At 49.1% G+C, this 12,686-nt stretch carries 10 protein-coding genes; all 10 read right to left on the bottom strand.

Going from position 1 to position 12,686, the window contains the following annotated elements:
• Positions 1 to 109: 109 nt before the first annotated feature.
• The 10 genes from fhuB to ACF8OF_RS19615 all read right to left on the bottom strand — a co-directional run bounded on the left by fhuB (position 110) and on the right by ACF8OF_RS19615 (position 12,683).
• A complete protein-coding gene (gene fhuB / locus ACF8OF_RS19570; RefSeq protein WP_392496641.1) occupies positions 110 to 2,089 on the bottom strand; it encodes a Fe(3+)-hydroxamate ABC transporter permease FhuB in 1,980 nt (659 codons plus the stop codon).
• The gene (locus tag ACF8OF_RS19575) at positions 2,086 to 2,940 is read right to left on the bottom strand and encodes an iron-siderophore ABC transporter substrate-binding protein (protein WP_392496642.1); all 855 of its coding nucleotides are present in this window, start codon (positions 2,938 to 2,940) and stop codon (positions 2,086 to 2,088) included. Before ACF8OF_RS19575 ends, fhuB begins: the two co-directional genes overlap by 4 nt.
• Positions 2,941 to 2,999: 59 nt before the next feature.
• Positions 3,000 to 3,773: an ABC transporter ATP-binding protein gene (locus ACF8OF_RS19580; RefSeq protein WP_279798701.1), complete on the bottom strand. Its 774-nt coding sequence runs from the start codon at positions 3,771 to 3,773 to the stop codon at positions 3,000 to 3,002.
• A 2-nt stretch (positions 3,774 to 3,775) separates the two neighbouring features.
• The gene (locus ACF8OF_RS19585) at positions 3,776 to 5,851 is read right to left on the bottom strand and encodes a TonB-dependent siderophore receptor (protein WP_392496643.1); all 2,076 of its coding nucleotides are present in this window, start codon (positions 5,849 to 5,851) and stop codon (positions 3,776 to 3,778) included.
• A 209-nt stretch (positions 5,852 to 6,060) separates the two neighbouring features.
• On the bottom strand, positions 6,061 to 6,585 hold the full coding sequence (locus ACF8OF_RS19590; protein ID WP_262861131.1) for a Dps family protein: 525 nt from the start codon (positions 6,583 to 6,585) through the stop codon (positions 6,061 to 6,063).
• A gap of 103 nt (positions 6,586 to 6,688) precedes the next feature.
• Positions 6,689 to 9,565, bottom strand: a complete 2,877-nt coding sequence (locus ACF8OF_RS19595; protein ID WP_392496645.1) for an autotransporter outer membrane beta-barrel domain-containing protein — start codon at positions 9,563 to 9,565, stop codon at positions 6,689 to 6,691.
• 153 nt (positions 9,566 to 9,718) lie between these two features.
• Positions 9,719 to 9,988, bottom strand: coding sequence for a helix-turn-helix transcriptional regulator (locus tag ACF8OF_RS19600; RefSeq protein ID WP_279798695.1), 270 nt, complete (start codon positions 9,986 to 9,988; stop codon positions 9,719 to 9,721).
• 887 nt (positions 9,989 to 10,875) lie between these two features.
• Positions 10,876 to 11,193, bottom strand: coding sequence for a DUF1471 domain-containing protein (locus ACF8OF_RS19605; RefSeq protein ID WP_392496647.1), 318 nt, complete (start codon positions 11,191 to 11,193; stop codon positions 10,876 to 10,878).
• Between the two features lie 138 nt (positions 11,194 to 11,331).
• A complete protein-coding gene (locus ACF8OF_RS19610) occupies positions 11,332 to 11,934 on the bottom strand; it encodes a glutathione S-transferase family protein (protein WP_262883643.1) in 603 nt (200 codons plus the stop codon).
• 50 nt (positions 11,935 to 11,984) lie between these two features.
• Positions 11,985 to 12,683 (bottom strand): YafY family protein, encoded by a 699-nt coding sequence (locus tag ACF8OF_RS19615; RefSeq protein WP_279798689.1) that lies wholly within the window; start codon positions 12,681 to 12,683, stop codon positions 11,985 to 11,987.
• Between the last annotated feature and the right edge of the window lie 3 nt (positions 12,684 to 12,686).

Raw genomic sequence — 12,686 nt, forward strand, 5'->3', positions numbered from 1 at the left:
AATCCGGTTTCCCGGATAATCCGGCTGCGGTTTTCTGTCAGTGCATAGTGACAAACGCTTCCGCAGTTGCCGGGTGAAATGGCTGATGGTGGTATCGGACCTGTCTGTTTCATGATTGTTTCCGAAAGCGGCTGACCAGCATTAACCCCAGGAAATAGCTGCCGCCAAGGACAGAGACCAATGTTCCGGCTGCTATCTGTGATGGCCAGATAAGCGTTTGTCCCAGCCAGTCCGCCCATATCATCAGTACGGCTCCTGCCAGCCCGGCAAAAATCAGCTGTGATTTCACTTTTTGAGCACCGCACAACGCCGCCATATGTGGTGCAATCAGACCGGTAAAGGCCAGTGGTCCGACAGTTGCTGTCACCAGCGCACACAACAGAGCAACCAGTGTCAGCATCAGCAGAGCGGTACGGCCGGTATGCAATCCGCGGGCCTGAGCAAATGTTCTGCCGATGGATATCAGCGTCAGACGGCGGCTGAGTGCCAGTATGATCACTGTCAGTCCGGCAATCACGGATGCAAAAAGTACACTTTGTTCTCCGCTGACGCGATAGGTGGAACCGGACAGCCACAGCAGTATCCGGTAATTACTCAATGCCCCCTGCGCCAGAAAGAACTGCACAAAGGCTTCCAGTCCCGCTGTCAGCGCAATCCCGGTAAGGATTAATGTTGCCGGTGCAAACTGGTGCCGGCGTCCGAGTAAAAGCAGAAGCCCCAGTACCAGGGCACTGCCGGTCAGTGCGGCTCCCCAGAGGGAAGTCTGGATCATATTTCCCGTTAACACGCTTATCAGGATAAGTGCAACCGTCGCCCCTGATGACACACCAAGAATATCCGGGCTTGCCAGCGGATTATAAATTAACCGTTGTAACAGGGTTCCGGCCAGCGCCAGTGCAACACCTGCCGTGGCAGCAGACAATAACCGCGGCCATCTCAGAGACCAGCGGAAAGGCTCCGGAGCCCCCCACAGGAAGCCGGTTTCCGATTGCTGAAAAAAGACCGTGGTCATCAGCCCGGCAAACAGCAGAAGTACAACAACACTCATTGCGTGCGGCAGAAAACGGGGAGAGATAACCGGTTTCAGAATAATTGTCATCTGATCCTGTGCGGTGAAACGGCGGCGGCTGAATACAATAAGTGCAGGTGCACCAATAGCGGCAGTCATCACACCGGTCGGGATCACCGTCTGCATCAGTTGCCCGAGCGCCAGAGCCAGGGTGTCAGCAAACAACAGTAAAAACGCCCCGGCAATCACGGAGAATATCAGCTCCTGTAACGCAGTGCGTGCACCGGCAATCCGGACAAGATTCGGTGCCAGCAATCCGATAAAGCCAATCATACCGGCAGTGCTGATCACGACTGAAACCAGCCATGCTGAAAGTACCATAAACAGCAAAAATACCGGTAAAACAGATAATCCGCGTGCTTGTGCGCCCTGGTGTCCCAGCCGTAATACCGTCAGTATCCGCGGGGCGAACAGCAGAATAAACAAAACTGGCAGCAGGCGCGGCATAACATCGGTGACATTCTGCCAGCCATCCTGAGTCAGATCGCCGGCTCCCCACATAAAAATATTTTGCGCAAACTGCGAATTCAGTGTAATCACCGCGGTTGCAATGGCACCAAGCAGAATATTGACCACCATTCCGGAAACAATCAGTGGTAATCCTGTAATATTACGGCTTCCTGTAATCAGGATAACAAATGCAAACGCCAGCAGCGCACCTGCGGTTGCAACAGGAACGGCATAATCAGCAGACAATTCACTGAAACTGACAGATAAAATAACCAGTGCAAGCCAGGCACCGGATGATGTTCCGAGTGTCATCGGGGACGTGAGGTTATTTTGTGTCAGTTGTTGCATCAGGCTGCCGGTCAGCCCCAGCGTTGCACCCGCCAGCAATGCCATGCACAGTCTCGGCAATTGTCCGTAAAGATAAAAGACAGCCGGAAACGTTTGTGCCGCTTCCGGCGTAAAAATCAGGCTGAGTTGCTGTTGCGGAGATAAGCCGGGCTCAAGCTGCAAGTTAATCACTATCAGCAGAATAAACAGCAGCGGAAAGAGTATAAGGTAACGGATTTTCATGAGGCGGGCGCAATCTCCAGCAAACTATCCGTAATGGCATCCGCCATCCGCTGCAATGAACGGACACCACCGTAATTCCAGACCGGTGCAACGCCATTGATTTTGCCCTGCTTCACAAATGGCATCGCCTGCCACAAACGGGTGTCTGCCAGTTTTTTTTCTTCAGGAAAAGGGCGAAACCAGAGAACATAGCCATCACCGACGTCCTGTAATACGTTGATCCGCCGCTGGGCGATTCCCCAGGGCTGCGCGTCCAGGGGGATTGCCGGTGTCAGGCTAAGGTTACGCAGTACATAGTTAACAGCAGAATTATCAGCCGGCAGAAAGACGGTGGTCAGCGTGGAAAAGCGAATGACAGTAACCCGTGTACCCGGCGGATAGACCGCCGCTAATTTATTGCTCAGCTCCGTAAACCGCTGCGTTAAAGCAGCCAGTTGTTCATCAGCCTGCTGTTCTCTGCCAAAAAGTATCCCCAGCGTTTTAAGGTGACGGATAGCCACCGGAGCGGCATCATCTGCTGATGAAAAATTGGTCAGATAAACGACGGGCGCTATCTGTTCTAACAGCGGAATCAGATCTGCCTGTGATGCGCCCGCCAGGATGACATCCGGCTTCAGTCCGGCAATTTTTTCGAGATTCGGTTCTGCCCGGGTTCCGGTGTCAGCCACATTTTCTGTCAGTACCGGCAGTCCGACCCACTGCCGGTAACCGCTGGTTTCTGTTGCTCCGGCAGGGGTTATCCCTAATGACAGCGTTTGTTCAAGCAGATCCCAGTCCAGCACCACGACCCGCTGCGGTATGGTTTCAAACGTGTGCCCGCCACGGTCATCATTTATTGTGACAGCCGCCAACCCTGTTCCCGCGAACATCAAAAAAAACAGGGCGGATAACCGAATTAAACGTAATAATATCAGTTGCATACGACTGCCACTTTTCGGTGTTCCGTACCCGGATGCGGTATTAACCGGATAGCGGTTTCATATAATCCGGAAAGACGGGTTTCATCCTCCAGCAGTGCAGCATCGCCTTCAAACGCGACTTTGCCTTTTTTCAGGGCGATAATATGGGTTGCATACTGCAATGCAAGATTAAGATCATGAAGGATAACGATGATACCGGTACGCTGTGTGCGGTTTAAATCCTGCAGCAGCCTCATCAGTTGGTATTGATGATGAATATCCAGCGCGGATGTCGGCTCATCGAGGATCAGTACCGGGGATTGCTGTGCCAGTAACATGGCAACCCATGCACGCTGGCGTTCACCACCGGATAAGTTATCGGCGGGTATTTGTGCAAATTCCGTGACACCGGCACTCTCCATGGCTTGTGAGATAATAATGTTATCTTCCGGATGCCGGCGGCCAAATGTGCCGCGCCAGGGAAAACGTCCCAGACTGACCAGCTCACGAACGGTCAGCCCGGCAGAAACCGGCAGTTTTTGCGGCAAAAATGCCACTTGTTGTGCCAGCTCCCGTTTGGTGTAAGCGGTGAGGTTTTTATTATTCAGCAAAATTTCCCCCTGATCCGGCCGGGTCTGACCGGCCAGCAGATCAACCAGGGTGGATTTTCCTGACCCGTTATGGCCAAGTACAACCGTCAGTTCCGTTGCCGGGATGGTCAGGGACGGGACGGATAAAATTACCCTCCCGTCACGGACAACACGGATATCATTCAGTGCAAACATAACTACCAGCTGTATTTGGTCTGAACGACAACAGAACGGGATTGGCCGTAATAGCAGTAATAATCACATGCAGAAATATATTCTTTATTCAGCAGATTATTCACATTGACCTGAAGCTGCCACTGTTTGTTCAGCTTATAAATGACCGCAGCATCCCATAATGCCGCAGCGGACACCGTGCGGTCACTGCTCGCCGGGTTGTCTTTTGATTTACCGAGATAGCGGACACCGGAGCCGAGTGTCAGTTCTCCGCTGCCGGTTACCGGCGGTGTGTAATTGATCCAGGCGGAAGCCATGTGCTCAGGGATAAGCGCAGTCTGCTTACGTCCCTGACCACCGGTATTATCTGTTTTGGCATTTGTGTAGGTATAGGATGCCTGAACGTTGACATTATCAGTCAACTTCACAAATCCTTCAGCTTCTGCGCCCGTTGATGTGACTTTTCCTGTCTGTGTGGCAACAGAAGTATCCGGATTGGTAACCAGTGCATTTTTCTGTTCAATACTGAACCAGGCAATATTCAGATAACCATCGAGGAATGAAGGCGTATATTTGACGCCGGCCTCAATTTGTTCACCTTTCAGCGGTTTATACAAATCGCCGGTCGCAGGGTCGATGGTGCTCATCACTTCAAATGACTGTGAATAGCTGGTATAGGGTGATAACCCGTTATCCGCCAGATACATCAGCCCGGCATTGACACTCACCTCACCATCATTCCGGGATTTATCGTTATGAGCTGTCTGATTTTTATTCTCAGTTTTTACCTGATCATAACGCATCCCGGCAACACCAATCCATTTACCGTCCAGCTTGATTTGGTACCGGGAATAGAGGCTTGCCTGCGTTTTATTGATTGTCCGGTTAATATTGTCAGCCGGATCCAGTGGTACGTATTGTCCGTAGACCGGATTCCACGGATTGATCGGACTGAATGCATAACTGTCCTGTTCATCCCCTTTTGTCCGGTGATACTGAATTTCAGCCCCTGCCAGCAGGGTGTGCTCCAGACGTTCTGAATCCCACTGTCCCGTCAGGTTGTTATCGAATGTGATACTCTGGCTGTTCCCGTCACGGAATACAACGCCGCGGGCAAGAGAGGTTGCAGATGTATCTGCGTTCGGAAATGCATACACACTGCGCAGCGTCAGTGAGTTATAACCATAATTCAGGCGCTGGGTGAAACGCCAGGTTGTGTCAATATCGTGTTCCAGCAGATATCCGGCGGAAAACTGTGAGCGCTTGTATTTATCATAATCCGGCTCGCCAAGATTCGCTGACGGTTTAATTTTACCGTAAGGTGAATCGATCAATGTACCGGCTGCAGGGAAAAACGGGTTGGTTGGTGTACCGTCATCATGCAGATACGTTGCCATCAGTGTCAGCATGGTATCGTCAGAAAGTGCCATTGCAAGCGAAGGCGCCAGATAAATTCGTTTGTTATCCGTTTTATCCAGTTCACCGTCCGCCTGTTTCATTAAACCGACTACCCGGTAACGGATATCACCATCATCGCTGGCATGACCGGCAACATCAAAACCAAACCCGCGCTGATCATTATTTCCTGCTTCAAGGAAAAATTCCCCTTTCGGGGTAAACAGCGGTTTTTTAGTCACCACGTTTACCGCACCACCGGGGGTAGATTCGCCAAACAGAACCGCAGACGCCCCTTTAACAACTTCAATTTTTTCGAAACCGTAAGGTTCAAGCAGCCAGGTATAATACCCGTCGCGGAATAAACGACTGTTATCCAGATAGGTCGCGGCATCAAAACCACGGACTTTAAACCAGTCAGTGTCATTATCTGCACCGTAAGGCTGAGCTGTTACCCCGGCGGTGTAGCGCAGTGCTTCATCCAGTTTTTGCGGTGCACGGGTTTCCAGCTCTTTTTGCGTAATAACAGAAACGGATTGCGGAGTTTCCTGTAATGCAGTGTCAACTTTCAGCGCCCCGGCACTGACAACAACGGTATCAGAAGTATTATTGTTTGCTGTTTGTGAGTACGCAGGTACAGCACAAAGGGCAACGAAAACATGAAGTGTAATAGCCGAAGGTTTGAAATAAAAAAAATTAGCCATAGCGCCCCGGAAAGACGAATAATAACGATAATGAGTATTATTAACCATAGTTATGCGGTATGGAACTAAAATTTATACCGGTACGGAAGAAAGGGAGGCGATCACCTGCAGCAGATTTCTACTATCCGCGGGAGTCTTTGTAAGCCCCCTGATAAAGAAAAGCCCCCGGAAACAGGGGCTTTGATCAATTTGGTTTTAAAACCTGATAATCAGTGGCCGGATGTTTTTGCTTCGCGGCAGGCTTCGAATAAAAACCAAACACGGCGCTCCGTTTCGTCAATCCAGTTTTCAATCAGGCTGGTTGTCGGGTAATCACCATACCCGGATGTTAATTCATGTGCTTCTCTGAATTCCGCAGCTAACTGTTTATTATCCTCGCAAAGTTCCGCGAGCATATCTAACGGTTCAACATAGTCCGCGTTGTTATCATTGATTCTTTGCATTTTTGAAATCTGGCTGACGGAACGTAATGTCATACCGCCAATTTTACGGACACGTTCAGCAATCGGATCCGTCATTGCATATAGCTGCTCACTGTGCTCATCCAGCAGAAGGTGATAATCGCGAAAATGCGGACCACTCATATGCCAGTGAAAGTTTTTTGTTTTCAGATAAATAGCGAAAATATCAGCGAGTATCGCATTCATTGCAGCGCTGATGGATTGAGTCGCTTCCGGAGATAAATCTGAAGGGGTTTTTAAGGGCCTGACCTGCAGGTCTTTAGATGTACTCATTATTTGCTCCTTAGAGTTAAAACTGTCCGGGAAAATAACTATCAGTACGTTGAGTCTCTGTTTTAAACAATACTCCGCTGTCACTTTATTACAAGGAATTATATTAAAAACTGAAACGGTATCCGCCGTTAATCTGGTACTGATCAAACCGGTTGCCTGTTGCGCTGTCAGCCTCTGCATACAGGGTATGTTTTTTGCTGATCCCGGCGCTGATGCCCAGTCCGTTGTTCCACCAGTTTCCTTTGAAGCTGTGGGCTTCGCGGGAGCCGTTCAGTTTATAGTCGGTATTGCCCTGAAACTCTCTGACAAAACCGGTTTTCAGGTAAACGTTGATCCGGTTGTCACCGGTGGTGGTTTCATACCCAATCAGCGTACCGGCGCGTCCGATGGTGGAATCATAGTTGCTGAGGTCGATTTTCAGGCCGTTGCCGGCGTGAATACCGGCTGAGCCCTGATGGCTGTAGGTCAGCTGCGCCTGCGGTTCGATATAGAAACCATTGCCGGTCTGACTCAGGCTGAATTTCCGGCCTGCTTCCGCTGATAAACTGACCCCCGTTGAGCTGCCGTCGCCGCTGACAGTATTGTTCTGGCTGTCCGATACGCTGAATTTATTTTTCAGCCGGGAAATTTTGGCAATACCATCAACATAGAAACCGTTCTCTGCCATATAGGTGGTGTAAAGCCCCAGGTGGTATGAGCGGACAGTGCCGTCCCCGCCGCGATAGTCCGGCGAGCCTTGTGTTAAGCCCGCAAAGGTACCGATATACAGCGGCGTGTCGGGTGAGATACGTTTATCAAAGCCCAGCTGTGTACCGCCGTAGGTCATGCCGAATCCGCTCATTTTACCGCCGGCAAAGGAATTGAATTTACCGCCGAAGCCTCTCAGCCATGCATTATTATCTCCGCCGTTCTGGCGCAGGTCACCCATGCGCTGCATCAGTGTCTGAGTCTCTGCGTAGTTAATCAGATAGCCCACGTTCAGGAAATTACCGCCTGCATCTGCGGTGGTGGTGATCGGTGGTTTTGGTTTTTCAGGTTCAGGTTCCGGCTTCGGTTTTGGTTCCGGCTCAGGATCAGGATCCGGAACTACCGGTGGCGGAACATAGGCGCCGGAAGAGTACAGTTCCCAGTTATTGCCATTCTTACGCACATCATACAGATAGCCGCCTAACTCGACTTCAGATGCGGAAGTGAAATTAGCTGTACCATCTGCGGTTTCCACGACGGTCAGAATTTCATTCCCGGTTGTGGCCAGGCTGCCGCGGTTTAAGACGGTTAATGAATGATCACCAGAGCTGGTACCGGTTACCACCAGTTTATCACCGGCGTTGTTGACACCATCGCCGTCACCGACAATATCGGTGCGCAGCGTGAATGCGCCGTTACCGCTGAGATTGGCGATACTCAGTGTTGAGTAACCGGTGCCGGATAACCGGTGCGATAAATCGACGGTGGTATTATTCAGTACCAGATTATCCAGGCCGGAATCATCCGTGACATTCCAGCGGCTGTTGTCCATGGTGACGTTCAGCTGCCCGCCGTTGAGGTTATCGCTGTAGGCGTTCCCGGTCCACTGTGAACCGGACGTCATATCCACATTGATCAGCCCGCCACGTGACTGAATACCGCCGTTGATCAGCATTTTGCCCGTTGCATTAATCCGGCTGGCGGCATAGCCGTCATTGTGCTGAGTGGCAATCGCTATCTGATCAGCGGTTGCCATATTAATGGTCAGGCCGCCGGTCAGATCAATCAGACTGCTGGTCATGGCATAGATACCACGGGTACCGGCAGCGCCTGTCACCGAGATATTTTCACCGGTTATGACACCGCCGCCCAGCGCCCACAATCCCAGAGCCAGACTGCCGTTACGATCAATCGTAATATCGGTGTTTTTCAGGTTAATTTTAGCGCCGGAAAACTGAGCAGATGCACCGTAAGAGCCCCCGGCGAAAATGGTATTACGGTTATCCGCTGTGCCGGTGAAATTAATCACCGCAGTGGTACCGTTAGTGACCAGACCACCGCCGGATTCAGAGGAAAAGTGACTACCGGCACCGATGTCGGCAGTTTCCGCCCGGACTTCAAGTGCGTTGGCGATATCACCCCGCGCAATAATTGTCAGAGCATCGGCTTTGAGTTTTCCGAAGCTCCAGATGCCCTGGCCGTTGTAGCCGTTGGTCATAATTTTGCTGCCGGTACCCAGATCAACAATCGAGCCACTCTGGATATTCATACCGTATGCACTGGATCCCTGTGCATCGATGGTCAGCCCGGTGGCGGTAAAATGCGCCGGGCCTTCAGATGATGTGCCGTTCAGTCCGGCGACATAAACCCCGGAACTGCCGCTTCCGTTAGTTTTGATTGTGCTGCCGCTGCCCAAGCGGGCATGACTGCCGTAATCATTAACGGACAGGCCGATACCACTGTCGCCTTTGGTTTCAACAGAGAGGCGATCGGCGGTCAGTGAGGAGGCATTGCTGACCACCACGCCTTTTGCCATCCCGGTTCCTTCAACGTTAACACGGGTGCCGGTTCCCAGGCTGGCCTGTACTTTTTTACCGGACAGGTCAATACCTATGGCGCTTTTACCGTTTACATCCACCGATAAGCCATTGGCGTTTAATACGCTGTTATTTCCCTGAATAACCACGCCTTTGGCGTATTTGGCCGTGTCTGTCACGTTAACAGTGACATTATTACCGAGGCTGATGGTTCCTGAGTTATTGTTATAAGTATTCAGAACACCATAGCGGTTTCCGGATGCATCCCCGGTATCGCCGGTGATCCGGTCGCCATCGTTAACGGTAATATTGGTACCACTCTGACTGCCGATATCCGCAGCCTGTGCTGTCTGTAAACAGACTGCGGTACTCAGGCTGAGAAGTCCGGCGGCGGCTAACCAGCCCCGGAGTGATAATGCGGTGAATTCAGAATAAGAGGATCCCTGATATCCCCTGATAAACAATTTAATATTCATAGTATTCCTTTTCATAATTTTTATTTTCCGGAAAACATAAAAATTATGTAAATAAGATATTTTTTATTGTTATGGTTATTGATGTGAGGCGAAAAACAGGATGTTTCTTCCTGATGCGTAACAACAATAATTAACAGATTGATTAACCGGTATTTACCGGCGCCTGGTGGTGTATTTTCTGAAAGAATGATGTTCCGTATCATATATACGGGTAAAAAATTCAACAGGTGTTATATTAAATACAGCAAGTATATTAATGAGTGTTGATACCGATATTTCACTCGTGGCATTTTCATAGCGTGAGATCTGTTGCTGACTGATCCCCAGTTCTGCACCAAGATCAACACCACTCATTCTTTTTTCTTTGCGTAACTTTCGTATCAGTGCGCCGACATCATGCAGTAATATCTGATTATTTTTCATAATAGATTCCACTCACCGGGCCATAACAGGATACAGGTGTGATATGCTTCCTTATATGACAGCGATACTGATTCAGCAGAGAGTAATATTAATTAAGAGAAAAATAAAAATCGTAATATCTTGTAATAATTTATTACAAATCCGGATGTAATAATATTAATTGCAGTTACTCTTCCGCCGCGTATAAATAATTATCATCTGGTAATGAAATATACAAGGCATATAAAAATATAAAAAATTGTTATTAACGATCGATACGCGCTGCGTGATAGGTAAAAACTATCATGGAGTTATTATTGATCGGTTTTAACGATCTTTTACGTGTAATTAGTGTAAGAAAAAAACCGCATAAATTCATTGCGAAATATTATTTTTTATATTTTATTCAATTGGTTATTGTTTGTTTTTTGTATTTCAGTGAAATGGTTCAGCAGGTGTTATATGTTTCGACTTTTCCGGATAGCGCCTCCGGAAACAGTGATAGTGAATACACACATGCTTACACTTTTCCTTCCGGATTGGTCAGATCATTCCTCTGATGTTTTGTGAATTACCTATTTTTTATGTTGTTATCAGCTTTTCATGAATGGCTATGTAATATTATTCACCATGAGGAACGGGTTGGCCGGCTTTTATAAGGTGAGTAGCCTGAAATATCCGTTTATCCTGCGGTAAAACAGACGCCCGAATAGCGGATAATAGTGTTTCAGGATGTGGTTACAGACTATTTACAGTGAGTTTTAATATTCGGCTACCGGATACCGGCAGGATAATTTTTGACGGGTATGTCAGGCAGCAACATTCAGCAGAGTTTTGCCTGTCATGATGCAGGGTAATAAAGAGGACAGAATTATTTTGTATAGTATACCCGTGAATAAAATAGTTTTTTACTTTTCAGTCAGCCAGTGATTTTTTTTATTTTCATTGCGTGGTAATGCATTATTTTGAATGTATTTTTCTTCAGATGAAATATTGCGGGGTGTTTGCAGATGTTCCGGTAATGGTGTCAGTATGGCCGTAACATACGTGACCCAGCCGACCCTGGCACTGGTTATCTGGTATCCGGCACCGGCTTTTTCTGCCTGACGGGCTATTTTGGCTTCTGCGTCAGATAACGTATCCCCCCAGGCGGTAACCGTTTGTGCAAAACCGGAAGCCGAAATAAAAAGCAGAACCGGGAATGCGATTATTTTCAGGGCGTTCATTATCATTATTTCCTCTGCCGGGTGAGTTACCGTAAAGAGATTAATGAGGAAACTGTACTGCGGATACACAGTAAAGAAAAGTGCAGAAATGGCGGATGCTGTATTTTTGCATCCGCCTTATGGTAGGGAGGATTGCTGTTATTCTCCGGAGAAGGCTGCGGCAAATGCCGGGTTTAACGTCAGACTGTCTAAATACGCTTTCATGACCGGAGAGATAGTTATTAAGTCATGCTTGGCCAGGAACATCAGGAAATAGCCGGTATACACATCAACGGCAGTCATGGTGTTGCCGCATAAATACGGTGCCGCATCAGCCAGTCCGGTTTCCAGGCAGGCCATTACGCGGTCAAAGGAGCCGAACCCTGACATTTTCTGTTCTTCTTCTGTCAGTATCTGGCCCATCTCTTTGGCGGTGAAGGCGGCTTCAACCGGACCGGCGGTGAACAGGAACCAGCGGTAATAGGTGCCGCGTTCCGGAGAATCAATCGCTGGTGCAAAGCCTTTTTCAATAAATTTATCGGCAAGATACATGCAGATGGCGGCTGTTTCCGTGATAACACGGTCGCCGTCGGTTAATGCCGGTACTTTACCCATCGGGTTGATAGCCAGATATTCCGGGGTATGCATATCCGCACCATAATCGAGTTCCGTGCGCTGATACGGCACATCCAGAATTTTCAGAAATAAATCGACGGTATTCCCGCGTGACATTGCATTAGTATAAAGTGTCAGTCCGCTCATGATGCTCTCCTGTTGAGTGTGTCGAGGCATCATCATAGGTGAGGGGAGTGTCAGAATCTGTCAGGAGGGATGCAGAGGACGTCTTTGCGCCAGCGGTCGAGCAGGTATTTTTTCGGGTACGGCAGTCTGTCGGTTAATATGTCACAGGATTGAATTCTGTCGAGCCGGAAATGCCGGTAGCTCTGCCGTAATTCACACCAGGCAGCCAGTACCTGCACCTCTTTCATATAACCGATGGCAATCGGCCAGATAATCCTGTTGCTGGTCTGTGCCTCTTTATCCTGATAATGCAGTTTGATTTTCAGCTCTTCCCGCATACTGCGGCGCAATTTCCCGGCAATGATATTATCGACCTGTGTCAGCTGTGAGGCGGGCACAAATAATGTGCTGTCGCTGAAAACAGCGCGGGATTCATTTTTCACTACGGCATTAATTTTATTGGCCGCCCGGGCAGCAGACGCTTTCAGTTCATCATCCGCATTACTCTGTACCCAGCGCAATCCCAGAATTAAGGCTTCCAGTTCATTAACATCAAATATCATCGGCGGCAGCAGTAAGCCGGATTTCATCTGATAGCCGAGACCGGCCTCACCGGTAATATCGGCACCCTGGCAGCGCAGGGTTTCGATATCCCGGTAAACGGAACGCACACTGATGTGTAATTGCGAGGCGAGGGAATCCGCTGTGACCGGATAACGGTTTTCTTTCAGGATCTGTAATAAGGTGAGTAAGCGTTGGGTGCGTGTCATAAA

It is taken from the genome of Morganella sp. TYF_1 (genome assembly GCF_043105645.1).
Taxonomy (GTDB): Bacteria; Pseudomonadota; Gammaproteobacteria; order Enterobacterales; family Enterobacteriaceae; genus Morganella; species Morganella morganii_B.